The organism is Mucilaginibacter agri, from assembly GCF_009928685.1.
GTDB lineage: Bacteria > Bacteroidota > Bacteroidia > Sphingobacteriales > Sphingobacteriaceae > Mucilaginibacter > Mucilaginibacter agri.
In genome coordinates this window covers 207,830-223,455 of sequence record NZ_WWEO01000039.1, presented here as the reverse complement: position 1 = coordinate 223,455, position 15,626 = coordinate 207,830, and the positions used below count along the sequence as shown (strand labels likewise).

At 43.7% G+C, this 15,626-nt stretch carries 15 protein-coding genes; 9 read left to right on the top strand and 6 right to left on the bottom strand.

Features of this window, described 5'->3' with window-relative positions; all coding sequences use genetic code 11:
* Positions 1-345: 345 nt before the first annotated feature.
* Positions 346-1,215: a Cif family virulence factor gene (locus GSY63_RS05340; protein WP_166584789.1), complete on the top strand. Its 870-nt coding sequence runs from the start codon at positions 346-348 to the stop codon at positions 1,213-1,215.
* A gap of 201 nt (positions 1,216-1,416) precedes the next feature.
* Here the strand turns inward: GSY63_RS05340 and GSY63_RS05335 are convergent, their stop codons facing one another.
* Entirely contained in the window at positions 1,417-2,385 is a 969-nt protein-coding gene (locus GSY63_RS05335) for an AAA family ATPase (protein WP_166584788.1), read from the bottom strand.
* A gap of 1 nt (position 2,386) precedes the next feature.
* Entirely contained in the window at positions 2,387-3,763 is a 1,377-nt protein-coding gene (locus tag GSY63_RS05330) for a peptidylprolyl isomerase (RefSeq protein WP_166584787.1), read from the bottom strand.
* Between the two features lie 175 nt (positions 3,764-3,938).
* Between GSY63_RS05330 and GSY63_RS05325 the strand changes: the two genes are divergently transcribed.
* Together GSY63_RS05325 and GSY63_RS05320 are read left to right on the top strand one after the other, a co-directional pair.
* A complete protein-coding gene (locus GSY63_RS05325) occupies positions 3,939-4,508 on the top strand; it encodes a hypothetical protein (protein WP_166584786.1) in 570 nt (189 codons plus the stop codon).
* 1 nt (position 4,509) lies between these two features.
* On the top strand, positions 4,510-5,091 hold the full coding sequence (locus GSY63_RS05320; protein WP_166584785.1) for a non-canonical purine NTP diphosphatase: 582 nt from the start codon (positions 4,510-4,512) through the stop codon (positions 5,089-5,091).
* Positions 5,092-5,169: 78 nt separating this feature from the next.
* Here the strand turns inward: GSY63_RS05320 and GSY63_RS05315 are convergent, their stop codons facing one another.
* On the bottom strand, positions 5,170-7,758 hold the full coding sequence (locus tag GSY63_RS05315; protein ID WP_166584784.1) for an OstA-like protein: 2,589 nt from the start codon (positions 7,756-7,758) through the stop codon (positions 5,170-5,172).
* Positions 7,759-7,809: 51 nt separating this feature from the next.
* Between GSY63_RS05315 and tilS the strand changes: the two genes are divergently transcribed.
* Together tilS and GSY63_RS05305 are read left to right on the top strand one after the other, a co-directional pair.
* The gene (tilS, locus tag GSY63_RS05310) at positions 7,810-9,144 is read left to right on the top strand and encodes a tRNA lysidine(34) synthetase TilS (RefSeq protein ID WP_166584783.1); all 1,335 of its coding nucleotides are present in this window, start codon (positions 7,810-7,812) and stop codon (positions 9,142-9,144) included.
* Positions 9,144-9,626, top strand: a complete 483-nt coding sequence (locus GSY63_RS05305) for a hypothetical protein (protein WP_166584782.1) — start codon at positions 9,144-9,146, stop codon at positions 9,624-9,626. The genes tilS and GSY63_RS05305 overlap by 1 nt, the downstream gene beginning before the upstream one ends.
* 151 nt (positions 9,627-9,777) lie before the next feature.
* Here the strand turns inward: GSY63_RS05305 and GSY63_RS05300 are convergent, their stop codons facing one another.
* On the bottom strand, positions 9,778-10,431 hold the full coding sequence (locus tag GSY63_RS05300; RefSeq protein ID WP_166584781.1) for a phosphatase PAP2 family protein: 654 nt from the start codon (positions 10,429-10,431) through the stop codon (positions 9,778-9,780).
* A gap of 224 nt (positions 10,432-10,655) precedes the next feature.
* Positions 10,656-11,618, bottom strand: coding sequence for an isopenicillin N synthase family dioxygenase (locus GSY63_RS05295; RefSeq protein WP_166584780.1), 963 nt, complete (start codon positions 11,616-11,618; stop codon positions 10,656-10,658).
* A gap of 181 nt (positions 11,619-11,799) precedes the next feature.
* On the opposite strand from GSY63_RS05295, the gene GSY63_RS05290 reads away from it, so the two are divergent.
* The 4 genes from GSY63_RS05290 (at position 11,800) to GSY63_RS05275 (ending at position 14,916) form a co-directional block, all read left to right on the top strand.
* On the top strand, positions 11,800-13,500 hold the full coding sequence (locus tag GSY63_RS05290; protein ID WP_208094466.1) for a DUF6600 domain-containing protein: 1,701 nt from the start codon (positions 11,800-11,802) through the stop codon (positions 13,498-13,500).
* A gap of 77 nt (positions 13,501-13,577) precedes the next feature.
* Complete coding sequence (locus GSY63_RS05285; protein ID WP_243749156.1) at positions 13,578-14,048, top strand: thioredoxin family protein; 471 nt, start codon at positions 13,578-13,580, stop codon at positions 14,046-14,048.
* Between the two features lie 70 nt (positions 14,049-14,118).
* Positions 14,119-14,430, top strand: a complete 312-nt coding sequence (locus tag GSY63_RS05280) for a hypothetical protein (protein ID WP_166584778.1) — start codon at positions 14,119-14,121, stop codon at positions 14,428-14,430.
* Positions 14,431-14,463: 33 nt separating this feature from the next.
* A complete protein-coding gene (locus GSY63_RS05275; RefSeq protein ID WP_166584777.1) occupies positions 14,464-14,916 on the top strand; it encodes a GreA/GreB family elongation factor in 453 nt (150 codons plus the stop codon).
* A gap of 208 nt (positions 14,917-15,124) precedes the next feature.
* On the opposite strand, the gene GSY63_RS05270 is transcribed toward GSY63_RS05275, so the two are convergent.
* Positions 15,125-15,625 carry a DinB family protein gene (locus tag GSY63_RS05270; protein ID WP_166584776.1) on the bottom strand — a complete coding sequence of 167 codons (501 nt, stop codon included), beginning with the start codon at positions 15,623-15,625 and terminating at the stop codon, positions 15,125-15,127.
* Position 15,626 lies beyond the last annotated feature (1 nt).

The window sequence follows — 15,626 nt, the reverse complement described above, 5'->3', positions numbered from 1 at the left end:
GGTATTTCTGTAAGTATATACGTTGAGAAATACCCCCTAGTTCGCTGTTATTAGTAGCGCTTTGTCCTTTCGTAAACATGTATCATGCGTTTGCAATTATATCCTATTTTGGTTACCCCGGCATAGATACTTTAAAACTAAAATGTGATAACATTGTATAAGCTTTAGTTTTTCGCGAACTAACGCATATATTGGTTGCAAAACATTTTACCATTAAATATTAACGCTTAAACTTAACAGCGTAATTTATACTAAAACACTACGATTTAAGTTATTGAGTTAGCTATAATTGTAGATTAAATTACGGCCTTTAGGTTTACCATTTATTTACTTTTTTTTCTAAAAATGAACTTCAAAAAATCCTTAGTCATTATTGCACTTAGCTGCTACGGTTTTAGCGTAATGGCGCAACAAAAAACAGCACAGGTACAAACTGTAATAACAGCCGAAGATAATTTCAATAAACTGGTAGCCCGCAAAGGCATTAAAGATGGTTTTTTAGGCGTAGCCGATCCAGAAGGGATTGTTTTTAAGCCCGAAGCCATAAACATAAACGAGTTTTATAGTAAAATAGATAAGCAGCCTGGTACACTTACTTGGACACCTAATTTTGCACGCATATCTGCCAATGGCGATTTGGCCTTTACAGCAGGCCCTTACGTTTACCAAAATGGCAAAACGGATGACGATAAGGTGTATGGCGATTACGTTTCGATCTGGCGCACCGATGTAGACAATAAGCTAAAACTTCTTATTGACCTGGGCATGCAGCATCCGGAAACCGAGCAGCAATTAGCAACTGATTTTAAAGATCCTAAGCCGGTTACAAGCACGCCAAGTAAAGATCCGTTTTTAGGTAAGGGCATTATTGTTAACACCGATAAAACCTTTAACCACACGCTGGATATTTCTGCCATTGCAACTTATAAAGAGTTCTTTAATACAGACGGCCGCTTTTACTTCCCTGGTTTTTCGCCTATTGTAGGTGTGGATAAAACCATGAAGTTTTTGGATAATGAAGGCGTCAGCATAACAGCAGAAACTGTTAATGCCGGACGTTCGAGCAGCGGCGACCTGGCTTACAGCTATGGCCGTGCCCGTATTAAAAAAGGAAACATTGTAAGCAACTATAGCTATGTACGCGTTTGGCAACCTGATGCCAATCATCGTTGGAATATTATCCTGGAGATATTTTCGGCTATAGAAAACGAGTAAAGTTGATTGGGTGAGTGGTTGATTGAGTTGCTCACTGATTACATATGAAAGGCATCCGTTAACGGGTGCCTTTTCTTTTATCCTTTGTAGTAATTGAACGAAGATAATGATAACACCCAAAAAAGAAAGGCAGCCCCTTGGCTGCCTTTCTTTTTTATGAATATTTTAACTCAATCAACTGCTTACCCAATCAACTACTCACTAAAACAATTGCTCAATGATCTGATCTGTCGACATACCTTCAGCTTCAGCCTGGTAGCTGCGAACGATGCGGTGTCTTAAAATAGCCTTGGCTACCGCTTGTACATCTTCAATATCTGGCGAATACTTGCCATTAATAACCGCGTGACATTTTGCACCCAGCACTAAAAATTGCGATGCACGTGGGCCAGCTCCCCAGTTTAGCAAACGCTTAACCAACGGTGTAGCCATTTCGCCTTGCGGGCGTGTTTTGGCGGCTAATTTAACAGCATATTCCAATACATGGTCTGTAATTGGGATGTTGCGCACCAATTGCTGAAAATACATGATTTGTTCGCCATTGAGGATCTTATTTACATCGGCAACGCTTGTACCGGTTGTGTTTTTTACCACCTGCAATTCCTCAGCAAAGGTTGGATAATCTAACGATACATTAAACATAAACCTATCCAGCTGCGCTTCCGGAAGTGGGTACGTTCCCTCCTGCTCAATTGGATTTTGGGTAGCCAATACAAAAAATGGCTGTTGCAGCTTGTAGGTAACACCTGCCGCTGTAACCGATTTCTCCTGCATGGCTTCCAGCAGCGCTGCCTGCGTTTTAGGCGGCGTACGGTTTATTTCATCGGCCAAAATGATATTAGAAAACACCGGGCCGTGTATAAATTTAAAGTTTCGGTCTTCACCCAATATCTCCGAACCGATAATGTCCGACGGCATCAGGTCGGGTGTAAACTGTATACGGTTAAAATTAAGATCGAGCACGCGGGCTACGGTTTGCACCAATAAGGTTTTCGCTAACCCCGGTACTCCAACCAACAAACAATGCCCATTGCTGAATACAGCGATCAGTACAGATTTAACAACGTCATCCTGTCCTACAATAACTTTGGCTATTTCGGTGCGGGCAAGGTCATAGGCTCGCTTTAAAGCATCGGCCGCTTCTACTTCTGATCTGTATTCTGTTTGCATATTAAGGTTTAACAACGGCTGCTGTTTGTGGCTCTACTACCCATTTTTTAAGCTGATCGCATTGCTGGTACTCGGCATCTATGCGGATAAAGGTTTCCTTACGTTTTTTCTCAAACCAGGCGCTGACCGTACGGTTCAGTTTATCGCCATAGGCTACTTCTTTCAGTTTTGGAAAATCCTGGTTAAGATTTGCTTTGTGCGCGTCTGTAACAGATTTTAACATTAAAAGTCTGTAGCTTTTCTTGGTATCCTGGCCAGTGTATAAAACGGGCTTAGAAACTTCGCCAACTTTCATGGTGTCAACCACCAAAGCCATTTGCGGGTCTAGTTTATCGGTAGGGATAAAGGTTGAACGTGTTTGTACGTTTTCTGCATTCAGCATCATACCACCATTGTATTTGGTGTCTTTATCGTCAGAGTAATAAGCTGCAGCACTCGAAAAGTCAACCTGTTTATTTTTAGTAAGCAGGGTGTAAACGCTATCTGCTTTCAACTTAGCGCGATCTAAACTCGCCTGGGTAATTTGCGGCATAATCAAGATATGGCGCACGTGTACCTGCTCGCCGCGACGCTCAATTACCTGCAAAAAGTGAAAGCCGAAATCAGTTTCGAACACAGGCGAAATTTCACCTGCTTTTAATTTAAATGCCATGGCGCTAAATTCTTTCACAAACGTAGTACGGTCTGCAAAACCCAAGTCGCCACCATCAGGCGCCGAACCTGGATCTTGTGAGTATAACCTCGCCAGGGTACCAAAGTCTTCGCCTTTTTTAACACGCTCACGTAGAGCTTCAGCCTTTTCTTTATAAACTTCTTTTTCTTCTTTAGTCAGGGTTGGGTTAAACGCAATCTCACCAATTTCTACCTCTTTGTTATAAGAAGGCAAGCTGTCTTTAGGGATCTTATCGTAAAAGCTTTTAACATCCTGCGGCGTAACGCTAATTTTTTCGGTGATCTTACCACGCATACGGTCGGCTACCATACTTTCTCTGATCTCGTTACGGATCTCATCTTTATATTGAATAACCGAACGACCTAAGAATTGCTCCAGCCTGTCTTGCCCGCCTGCGCGTTGCATCATGCTGCGCATTTTACGGTCAATTTCGTTATCTACTTCATCTTCTTTTACGGTAACACTATCAATAACGGCCTGTTGCGCTAATATTTTTTGAGTAAGCAGGTTTTGCATAACCTGGCATTTAATACCTGGGTTTGGCTGGCCGCCTTGTACCAGGTACTGAGCATATTGCATCTCAATGTCCGACTGTAAAATAATGCTGCTACCCACAACACCCGCAATTTTATCCATCGAGCGTTGTGCTTTTGAAACTGATACGATCAGCAAGAAACCTAATATGGCTATTCCGAATTTTCTCATTTATACTATTAATAATCCCTAATCTGAACCTACGGCACGATTAACCTTCAAATTTCGCAAAAAATATTGAACTGTAGCCTCTTAAATGTGCATTTAGCCGTAAATACCGATATTTTACGAATATGCGGATAATGGCTCGCTTGCTTTAACTATTTTTGGTTAAAATTTGTTAAATATGGCTAACGACAATCCGGCTTTACTGCACCACTTTTTACAGGATGATCTGTACCTGCTTAAGGAAGACCAAGGCGCATACAGCGACCTATCTGCAAAGTCGGCATCTATGCCGACAGAACAACCTGTTTCACCAATAGTTGAAGCGCCTAAAGCCGAACCCGTTCAATCAGTAACAGAAACGCCAAAGCTTAATTTTAAGTACCTCGGTAGCAATAAAAAGAAGTTTTTGATACTGGTGAATTATGCGGATGCCCAATACATGGCCGAAGCGCACCTCAAAGCGCTCGAAAGCACCCTTGGCCGTAAGACTTTGAGTATTGACGATGTGGCAATTGTAAACATAGCCGCTTATGCCAATTACCAACATCAAGACTATCTGACATTTTTCGTACCGGAAAAACTGCTGATACTCGGTGCTTCAGCAGTACCTGCAGGATTAGCTTCCGTTAAACTGAACGCCATTGAGCAGCTGGAGAACCGCCTGCAACTTTATACTCATAACTTTGACGAGATGCTCGCCGATCGCGAAAAGGCTAAAGCATTTTGGGAACAAATGAAGAATTTATAATATGCCGCATCAATTAGTATTTGCTACCAACAACCGCCATAAAGTAGATGAGGTTGCCGCCAAAACAGGCGACAAGTTTAAACTACTTACCCTCGAAGATATAGGCTGCACCGAAGATATTGCCGAGACCGGCAGTACCTTTCATGAAAACGCTTCAATTAAAAGCCACTATGTTTTCGACCATTATCAGTTGGACTGCTTTGGCGACGACAGCGGCCTGGAAATTGACGCCCTTAATGGCGAACCCGGTATTTACTCCGCACGCTACGCAGGCACACATGGCGACCACGATGCCAACATTAATAAAGTGTTGGAGCAGCTACACAATCAAACCAACCGTGCGGCTCGCTTTCGCACCGTAATTTCTTTGTTATGGAAAGGTGAGGAATATTTTTTTGAGGGAACTGTTGAAGGCGCAATACGCTTGGAACGTTCTGGCGCCAAAGGCTTTGGTTACGACCCTATTTTCCAGCCCGATGGCTATGATATTACCTTTGCCGAAATGAGCATGGACGAAAAGAACGCTATTAGCCATAGGGCTATCGCCATGGAAAAGTTGCTGGCTTTTTTGAAGGAACAGTAGATAGAAGCAAGAGTCGAGAATCAGGATGCCTCACCCCGGCCCTCTCCAGATGAGAGGGAGCAAAAAATACTGATCGGATTAATGCTTTACCGTATCCGCCTTAGCTGGCAACTTCTTTAATACCGAATCCTTCGCGGCTTTAACACCTGGCTGTTTTAACAACTTATTTACTGTAGTATCTGTAGCAAGTTTACCAGATTGTTTAATGGCTTTATTCACTAAGCTATCTTTAATGGCCTTGTTGCCCGGTTGTTTTAGCATGTTTCCCAGACTGTCCTTAGCACTTTTTAACTTAGGATCGGTTAGCGCTTTATTGATCAACGAATCCTTACCTGCCAAAATACCTGGCAATCCTCCTTTTAAATTTACGGCAGGTTTACCCTTGGCACGTGGCTTAGGTGGCGGGGCATGTTTGTACTTACCTGTTTTATCCAGTTCGGGGATAATGGCTTCTTTAGAGACTGGCCGTTCTTTAGGTTTCCAGATAAACCCTTTAAGTAATCGCTCGTCGTCGGTAAATTTCGCTATGGGGCCATATTTTTGATCGGGCTTTACCCAATACATAATATTGGATACATTACCTGCTTTAAAATTTACACGGATACGGCTGGAGAGCGATCTGTACATCTCTTTTACCTGTTTGGTGGTACTATCTCTATTAAAATAAATTGTTTCTGCGTTGCCGTCAACAAATACCCGGCTTAACTTGCTATCTACAAAATAAGCTTTCATTTTCTTACCAGCCACCTGGTTAAAGAAAGCAGTATCTGCATTTTCGGTATTGACAATAAACGGCGACGGGAACAGATCCATATTGTCGAGCTTCTTATTCTTCAGCTGAAGGTAAATAGTATCAGCAGTCATTTGCGACCCTTGCGACCAGATGATCGGGTTTACATAACATCGGATGGTGGAGTCGCTCGAACTATAAAAAATGGAGTCGGCCTTGGCTTGCAGGTCCGATTTATAGAGCTTGGCGTTATGGTGCCCAAACAGAATCCTAATCCGTGAAGTATCACTAAGTACCACGTTATGCGTCGAATACACCGAATCTGGTTTAAGCTTTGTCGAATCTATGGCGGCTTTCTTGCCTGGCGCACCTTTACCCGGTTGTTTGCTTACAAATACAGGCGTTTTCTTTGGCGGGCCGAAGAAATCGGTATGCCTGTAACTGGTATCCGGCATTATTTTAGGCGGACTAAGGCTTAAAAACTTAGATGGTTTGGCATTTTTAGCCGCACGCTTTGCCCTGCCTTCTGCAGTAGTATCGATAACCGATGCCAGGCGGCGTTCTTCTTGTAGATCTTTCAATGCCTTAAAGGTCATTACGCGTGTTTCCAGCGTATCGGCAACCATATATATGGTGTCTTGTTTGGTGCGGGTAACCGTATCTTTAGGTAACAAAGGCTTGGGCGATTCCGCTTTAATATTCTTATCTTTTTTCTTGCTACCCTGCTTAATAACTTCTATCGAATCTTTACCGGCGGGTTTAGACACTGCAGCTTTAACAGCAGTATTATTTTTAACCGAATCTTTAACAGCTGATGGTTTAGGCAATTGTACTTTAACTGTATCGGGGGTTACTGTGGCACTATCAACAGGGCCAACGGGTTTTAATGGTTGGCTGTTTTTTAGCGGAGTGCCGGGCTGAACGTTATTTGCTTTTGGTGATGCCCCCGCAACCACTGGCTGCGTATTAGCAACTGGTTTGCCTTTATCAGCCGTTGCTTTCGCCTCTGGTTTGGGTTTAACCGTATCTGTTTTTGTGGAATCCTTTTCTTCTGTTATAATGGTTACCCAAGGGTTTTGAGTTACTACGGTACGCTCCGGGTTCTGATAATAGGTCCCCAACTGCCCGTGTAAAGTTATCTTCTGTTCCTTATCATCAAACATTACGTTTTTTATTGCCCGGCCATAACCCTTAAGCCTGTCGTAAAATAAACTATCGCCTTTTAATGATTTGGTGCCTTGTTTATAAAGATTTTTCTTCCCGAAATACGCCTGTTCTGTTACGGTATTGTACAAGCCATTTTCCGTATAAAGGGTATCCTTATTTTTCTTGCCGTAAATATTTGTGGGGCCATAGAAGTAGGCTATGCGGCTACCTGTATTGTAACGTAGGGTATCGGTTTTTATAATGGCGTCAACTGTGGTCAATACGGCGTTGTACCTGAAGTACGAATCGCGACTGTATGCAAAATAATAGCCGTTGGTGCTGGTAAGCGTATTATCCTTATTAACCAGTTTGCCACCGCCTGTATAAGTACCTATACGAGTCGCCGTATTGTAGGTAAGGTAGTTGGTAGTTAGCGTAGCATCTTTATCAACCATTTTCACATTATCAGTAAGCAGGGCAATGTGGGTATTACCATTGTAATTAAGCTTATCTGAATAAATATTCAAGGTATCGCCCTGGTTAATGTTCACGTGGCCAAAGGCATCGAACGAGTTGAGCTGCGGATAAAAGTACGCACTGTCTGACCGCAAGATTGAGTAATCCTGCTGAAAAACGCCATGATAAACCTTAATTACATCGGCGCCATTGCGTTTAATGCCCTGGCTGCGTTCGGACGAAATGAGGTTTACAACCGAGGCTTTCTTTTTGGGCTGACAGATAGCCGCCAGGCCCAGGCACAGCAGGAAACAGCTTAACACGTATTTAATCACAGTACAAAATTACTTTTTTGGTTGCGGTTATTAAATTAAATATTTTTGGCCATGCTTCCACTTGCCCGGTTTAATGCTTTTGCCGACCAAAATCGCTTATTTGATAGGCAAAGTAAAATAGTTGCAGCAGTAAGCGGCGGCATGGATTCGGTTCTAATGACCCGTTTGCTGCACGCCGCGGGGCTCCAGTTTGTTATTGCCCACTGCAATTTTCAGTTGCGGGGCGGCGAATCCTTGCGCGATCACGAATTTTGCAAACAACTTGCCGAGGAACTTCAAGTCCCTTTCTACAGCATCAATTTTGATACCACCGCATACGCAACAGAGCATAAACTATCTATACAGATGGCCGCGAGAGATTTGCGCTACAACTGGTTCGAACAAATTAGACAGCAATTGGGATATGATGTGGTTGCATTGGCTCACCATCAGAACGACACGATCGAGACGATATTGTTGAACCTTACCCGCGGCACCGGCATTGCCGGGCTACATGGCATAAGGCCAAAGGTTGGCAATTTGGTTAGGCCGATGTTATGTTTTACCCGCGATGATGTAACGGCAGTAGTTAAAGCCAATAAGTTTGCTTTTGTAGAAGACAGCTCAAACGCTTCTGTAAAATATGCCCGCAATAAGATCAGGCATGAGGTTGTGCCTAAATTAAAGGAATTAAACCCCAACCTCGAAAGTACCTTTCAGGATCACTTACAACATTTTAGTGAGCTGGAACAATTGCTGGAAATGCGTTTGGAGGAATTAAAGCCTGCGTTATTTAGCGTCCATCAAAATGAGTTCTATATCCCTATTGCAGCCCTTAAAGATCTAAAACCTTTGCACCTCCTGCTTTATGGTTTGCTGAAGCCTTACGGTTTTAATGTAACCAGCGTGAATGATATGATCAGTTCCCTTGGTAAACATGCAGGACGAAAGTTTGAGGCCCCCGATTGGAACTTAATACTAGATCGTGATAAGCTTATTTTAAGCCCTGTGGAAACAGAAAAAACTAATGCTATTGCATTTGAAGAACTAGTGACACACCTACAGTTCAATAACTACAGCCTTACAGTATCGCATACTACTGCGCCTTATGCCATCGTTAATAACCCCAATATTGCAGCACTCGATGCCGGATTACTGAGTTACCCTTTAACCATCCGCACATGGCAACAAGGCGATTATTTTTATCCACTGGGCATGAAGTTGAGAAAAAAAATAAGTGACTTTTTTATCGGCCAAAAAGTACCCGTGCATCGTAAAAGTCAAATACCGGTATTGGTTAACGGTAATGGTGATGTAATTTGGATAGCCGGTTACCGGGTGGACAACAGGTATAAAATAACGCCCGGAACTAAAAAAATTTCTATCTTCGAACTAACAGAACTATAATGGCCGATAAACCCGTTTTTACTGAAAAGCAATACCTCGGAAGAGAGTGGATACCCGTTACCATCAGGCTTATGCTTGCCCTTATCTGTTTTGCGGTTTACTTTTTTACCGACGAACGCGAACGCAATGGCGACCTGTTGGTGGTAGTAGGCTTTGGTATTATTATCATATCTATGATAATGGGTTTTATGTTGCATTTCCGTACCCGGGTTATCAATAAAAGCATTTTATTGGATGGTTTGTGGACCAGTCGCCTGGTTAAAATAGACCTTAACAGTATTGTAAAAGTTGAACCTGGTACCTATAGCCGTTACCTGTTTAACAACCCTGTTTATAACCTCCATAAAAAAGGCACTATCCGTTTTTTCACTGCGGGCAATGATGCTGTACACCTTACTGATCGCGACGGCCTTGTTTACATTATCGGCTCGGCACACTGCAATGAATTTTTGCGTGCGATTAAGGAAGAGATGAAGAAATAAGCCCCCCGCCCCCCTAAAGGGGGAGGAATAGAGTCAAGAATCGAGAGACAAGAATCAAGACATAACATAAGAAAGCCCTTTGAAAATTTTCGAAGGGCTTTCTTATTATCATAAAATAAGGTCATCCTCCCCCTTTAGGGGGTCGGGGGGCCTATTCGTTTTCGTAGGCTTTAGTCGCTTTCTTTTCGTAAAAATAACTCAGTGTATACAGGCAAAGCGTTCCTACTAACGCTCCTCCTAATACATCCGTAAACCAATGTGCGCCTAAATAAATACGCGAAAATGGTATTGAAAAGATGAGGAATACTGAGATTATTCCGACTATAATTCTGATGGCTTTAGGTATTTCTTTTAATTGAACCATAAGTATAGTTAAGAAGCCAAAGTAAACCACATAAAACATCACGTGCCCGCTAGGGAAACTTTGCTGAGCTGCTTTCTTAAACACATGCACCAATGGCTCAGCCGGCCGTGGCCTATTGATAATAATCTTGATGATAGTACTTACCACGCCAGATAATGCAGTGAGCAACATAAACGCCGCTTCACGCTTATACTTCATCAGCAAAAATGCCAAAGCCCCCAAAGCAACCATGATGATAGATCCGGGTGAATAACCAAACCAACTGATTACCTCCATAGCCACATCGAGCATCGGATTTTGATGTTCTTGTACTTCTTTAGAGAAACGTGTATCGAAAGTGTTGGTAGGGTCGAGCTTAACAAACAAACTCAGCGCCAAAAAACCCACGCAAATTAGGGTGAGTACGACGGTGATAATACGGCTTCTGCTTTTCGGGATCATATATGCGGTTACAACAGTAGCTAATTTATTAATGTTTTGGGGAAACTATATAACTGTCATTCAGAGCGCCAGCGAAGAATCTTATCCCTAGAAATGCGGCCCTGCAGATTTTAGAAGATTCTTCGCTGGCGCTCTGAATGACAAAAAATTCAGTTTTATATAATAAGAAAGCCATTCAAATTGAATGGCTTTCTTATTATCGTCTCGATTCTTGACTCTAAAATTTATTTTTTCAAACCTATTTCTCTTAAACGCTCATCGAGGTATTCGCCGGCTGTCATGTCCGAGAATTGTTTTGGATGCTCGGCATCAATGGTTGACGGCAAGCTGGTTAAATCCATAGTTGATTTTGGGTGCAGGAAGAATGGCACCGAAAAACGCGAATATTTCATCATTTCGCGCGGTGGGTTAACCACGCGATGGGTGGTTGATTTTAGTTTACCATTAGTTAAACGTTGCAGCATATCGCCCACATTTACTACTACATCTTCGCCATGCGCTTTAACCGGGAACCATTCATTTTCGCGGGTAAACAGCTCTAGTCCATCTGCACTGGCACCGATAAGTAATGTAATCAGGTTGATATCCTCGTGGGCACCGGCGCGCACCGCATCAGGAGCCAAAGCATCCGGATCTTCTATCGGGAAGTAATGCAGTGTACGTAAAATTGAGTTACCATTATGTACGTTGGCATCAAAATAATGCTCATCTAAACCTAAGTAAACAGCTATTGCTTGTAGCAAGTGCTTACCGGCTGCTTCTAAGCGTTGATAAACCTCGCTGGTTACAGCGTTAAACTCCGTTAACTCTTCTACATGTACGTTTTGTGGATATTCGAATTGTACCGGGTCGCCATCTGTAACAGTCTGGCCAATTTGCCAAAACTCTTTCAGGTCGGGTACTTTAAAGCCTTTAGCGGTTTCTTTGCCTTTGCTGGTATAACCACGCTGGCCTGCCAATTCGGGTTTCTCGTACTTTAGTTTAACATCTTCGGGCAGGGCAAATAGTTCTTTCACCTGCTCGTATAATTTATCTATAAGCTCTTTGCTAAGCCCGTGATTGGTAATGGTTACAAAACCGGTTTCGTTAAAAGCCTTGCCTATTTCGTCCGAAAAACGTTTACGTTCTCCTTCTGTACCGTTAATATAAGTGTTAAGGTCAAGTCTTGGGATGTTTACTTTATGCATAGCAATCAGTTATAATTGAAGAAATTATTTAATTACAAAATTATACAAACATCCGACTTAATTTTTGTTTCGCCCACAAGAATGAATTAAAAATCGACAAACAATTTTTGCCATTAAACGCTTGTGTGTTATTGCAGTCGAATTTGGTATAAACCGGTTAGACGGCGTAACGAAACTAATTATGAAATCCTTAAAAAAACATATATGCCAGTGCTTAATGCTATTTGCCCTTATATGGGCAATGCCTAATAAAAGCCAGGCACAAGTGAGTGCCAGCATTTCTTTCCAAACTTTTTACGATGAATTACAACCCTACGGAACCTGGGTAGATGACCCTAATTACGGCAACGTATGGGTGCCGGATGCAGGCCCAGATTTTAGGCCTTATGGTAGTGGTGGCCACTGGGTATTAACCGACTATGGCAACACCTGGGTATCTGACTATGATTGGGGCTGGGCACCTTTCCATTACGGCCGCTGGCGTTTCGACGACTATTACGGTTGGGAATGGATACCCGGTTATGAATGGGGACCGGCTTGGGTTAACTGGCGCAGCGGTGGTGGCTATTATGGCTGGGCACCTTTGAGCCCTGGTATTAATATCGATGTATCATTCGGTAGCTACAACGCACCCGATAACTATTGGGTATTTGCACCTTACGCCTACATTAATAGCCCGCGGATACATGACTATTACGTACCGCGCACCCGTGTGGTAACCTATATACATCAGACTACCATTATTAATAATGTGTATGTAAACAATAACCGCAGATATGTGGCCGGCCCGCGCAGGGAGGATATCCAACGTTATACGCACCGCGCACCGGAGGTATACCGCATTAATAATGCCGAAAGACCGGGTATGCCGCATGTTAATAATAATACCGTAAATATATATCGTCCAGCGGTTAATCGTCAAAACGATGCACGCCCAAGTCGAGTGGTAGATGCTAACGCATACCGAACCGCACACCCCGATGCCAGAATAGGTAGCCACGGTAATGTTAACCATAATAACGCTGCACAACTGGCGGCAGCAGCACGAAGCAATGATGCTGCAAACCGTGGTTATGTAAAAGTTAACAACAGGCCCAATGAGCCTAATAGACCCAATGGTGGCTCACAACAGGCAAACCGGCCTAACGTTCCGAATCAACCCAATGCAGGTCAGCCAACTATAAATGGCCGCCCTCAGCGTGATCAGCAGCAAGATCAGCAAAGACAACAGCAACAGACGCAACAACGCCAGCAGCAAGACCAGCAAAGGCAACAGCAGCAGGCTCAACAACGCCAGCAGCAAGACCAACAAAGGCAACAGCAACAGGCTCAACAACGCCAGCAGCAAGACCAGCAAAGGCAACAGCAACAGGCTCAACAACGCCAGCATCAAGATCAGCAGAGACAACAACAGCAGGCGCAACAACGTCAGCAGCAAGACCAGCAAAGGCAACAGCAGCAGGCTCAACAACGCCAGCAGCAAGAGCAGCAAAGACAACAGCAGCAGGCGCAACAACGCCAGCAGCAAGAGCAGCAAAGACAACAGCAGCAGGCGCAACAACGCCAGCAGCAAGAGCAGCAAAGACAACAGCAGCAGGCGCAACAACGTCAGCAGCAAGAGCAGCAAAGACAACAACAAATGCAGCAGCAACGTCAGCAACAGGATCAACAAAGGCAACAGCAGCAGGCGCAACAACGTCAGCAGCAAGAGCAGCAAAGACAACAACAGCAGGCGCAACAACGTCAGCAGCAAGAGCAGCAAAGACAACAACAAATGCAGCAGCAACAGGCGCAACAACGCCAGCAGCAGATGCAGCGTCAACAACAACAGCAACAACAGCGCCCGCAACGTCAGCCCGAACAACATCCGCAACAACGTTAAATAAAGGGTAACCTTTAATTATAATAGCACGTATCACCTTATTGGCAGATATGTGCTATTTTTATATCAAAATAAATATGATGCGTAAAATATTTGGAGCGTTGCTTACAACGGTATTGGTAGGTTCGGCGGTACTATTCTTTTCGTTCAAAGGTTCGGACCGCGCTACCGTAGCTGCGGAAACCAAGATCAATTTTATCGAAAACTCCTGGACCGAAGCCCTTAAACAAGCCTCGCTTCAGCATAAATATATTTTTGTTGACGCTTACGCCACCTGGTGCGGCCCATGCAAAATGCTAAAATCAACTACGTTTAAAGACAAAGACGCTGCTGAATTTTTCAACAAAAACTTTGTTAATGTGGCCATCGACATGGAAAAAGGCCAAGGACCCGCACTTGCTTCGGAATGGGGAATGCGGGCTTACCCAACGCTGATTATTTTTGATGCTTCGGGTACACCCGTTTTGGGTACAGTGGGTTATATCGGGGCTAAGGACCTCGTTAAATTTGGACAAAAAGCATTGAGCAAAAAACCTGTGGCTCCGTAATTTAATTTACAGGCCGCTATTACCACCATAAAGTTTAAACCTTCTCACTTATATATTGTTAAGAAATACTATGGATCATAATGTATTCTTATTGGCAACCGATCCGAAAGATCCCTGCAGAGATGTTATCCACTCTCGCGACACTGAACTACGGGTAAAGGTATTTTGCGTGAGCAATGAGAATTTCGCACCAGATATAAACGAAATTCAATTGTACGGTTATGCCAAAGATAAACTGTATGCATTTGAAACCATTAATATAACCCCGGATGATGCCCTCGATGTAGTTTCGGCCATACAATGGTATGCTAACTATATCCACTTCCCCGAGATGGAGATATTGCCCGAAGACCCGCGTGAAGGCCATGAATTGGCGATGTAACCAAGCCATAACCTTTTTCCTAACTTAGCTGCCATGAACAATTTGAAGCAACTGCTGCATCAGCAGTGTGCCAATTATATTAATATCCGCATTGGCAACGCCCAACAAGCTATTGACGAAGCCCAGCAAGGCCAGCAGCAAGAAACCAAAAGCAGTGCCGGTGATAAATACGAAACCGGCCGCGCGATGATGCAGCAGGAAATAAACCGCAATATGGCTGCACTAAATGAGGCTAATAAGTTAATGGTAGCCCTAAATGCAATCAGTACCGCAGGGGCATCTTCAGTAGCCGATGCGGGTAGCATTGTAGTTACCAACAAAGGCAATTTTTACCTCTCGGTTAGTGCAGGCACCATTACCGTCGACAATGAGAATTATTTTGCAGTATCCACAGCTTCGCCCATTGGCGCTAAGCTGAAAGGCAAAAAGGCTGGGGATAAGTTTGAGGTTAACGGTATGGGGTATGAGGTTTTGGAGGTTTTGTAGTCTATCTTTTACGTCATGCCGAACTTGTTTCGGCACCCCATAAGCAGAGTTAAAGCTATGCAGGTTTGACACTTGGCCCGTGGGGTGCCGAAACAAGTTCGGCATGACGGTTTATCGCTTTCTACGCTAAGCCACCAGATGCCCTATCATCCGCGATATCTCGTAGAGATAATACAGGCAGTATACCACCACCTGTATTACCAAGTTTTTATGCGAAATCATGCTCGTCTGCACTTGGGCCGTAGCTGCCGGGGATAGGTATATCCAAAAGACGCAGATATACGCCTAACTGCGCACGGTGATGAACAATTTGATTTAATGCCATACGGATCACTTCGCCCTTGGTAGAGGTAGAGTAGATCTTTTCTCCTTGCCGCAATACCCAGGGCTCGTCCAGGGTTTCTTCCTTGCCTTTTGCCAGGCTACCTTTTCCGCTGGCAATGGCTAGCTCCAGGTTAGCCAATAATTGGGCATAGTTATTCACCACCGGCTCTTGCCAGTTATTGTTATCAAAATCAAGCTCATCGGTAGTAAGCGCCATGGTAATCCAGTTTGGCAAATCGGATATATGAGTGGCGAGCCTTTGCATGGTCATGCTTTTTTGGTGCGGTTGCCAGCCAAATTTATCTTCGGGCACGCGTTCCAGCATTTTGCGGGTGGTTTGTGCTTCGTGCTCCAGTTCTTTCGAAAAAATTTCAATCAGTGACATA

Coding starts and splice junctions, on each gene's coding strand:
- GSY63_RS05330 (WP_166584787.1), bottom strand. CDS start 3,763: ATGAGAAAATTCGGAATAGCCATATTAGGTTTCTTGCTGATCGTATCA.
- GSY63_RS05335 (WP_166584788.1), bottom strand. CDS start 2,385: ATGCAAACAGAATACAGATCAGAAGTAGAAGCGGCCGATGCTTTAAAG.
- GSY63_RS05300 (WP_166584781.1), bottom strand. CDS start 10,431: ATGATCCCGAAAAGCAGAAGCCGTATTATCACCGTCGTACTCACCCTA.
- GSY63_RS05340 (WP_166584789.1), top strand. CDS start 346: ATGAACTTCAAAAAATCCTTAGTCATTATTGCACTTAGCTGCTACGGT.
- tilS (WP_166584783.1), top strand. CDS start 7,810: ATGCTTCCACTTGCCCGGTTTAATGCTTTTGCCGACCAAAATCGCTTA.
- GSY63_RS05295 (WP_166584780.1), bottom strand. CDS start 11,618: ATGCATAAAGTAAACATCCCAAGACTTGACCTTAACACTTATATTAAC.
- GSY63_RS05290 (WP_208094466.1), top strand. CDS start 11,800: ATGAAATCCTTAAAAAAACATATATGCCAGTGCTTAATGCTATTTGCC.
- GSY63_RS05280 (WP_166584778.1), top strand. CDS start 14,119: ATGGATCATAATGTATTCTTATTGGCAACCGATCCGAAAGATCCCTGC.
- GSY63_RS05325 (WP_166584786.1), top strand. CDS start 3,939: ATGGCTAACGACAATCCGGCTTTACTGCACCACTTTTTACAGGATGAT.
- GSY63_RS05285 (WP_243749156.1), top strand. CDS start 13,578: ATGATGCGTAAAATATTTGGAGCGTTGCTTACAACGGTATTGGTAGGT.
- GSY63_RS05320 (WP_166584785.1), top strand. CDS start 4,510: ATGCCGCATCAATTAGTATTTGCTACCAACAACCGCCATAAAGTAGAT.
- GSY63_RS05305 (WP_166584782.1), top strand. CDS start 9,144: ATGGCCGATAAACCCGTTTTTACTGAAAAGCAATACCTCGGAAGAGAG.
- GSY63_RS05270 (WP_166584776.1), bottom strand. CDS start 15,625: ATGTCACTGATTGAAATTTTTTCGAAAGAACTGGAGCACGAAGCACAA.
- GSY63_RS05275 (WP_166584777.1), top strand. CDS start 14,464: ATGAACAATTTGAAGCAACTGCTGCATCAGCAGTGTGCCAATTATATT.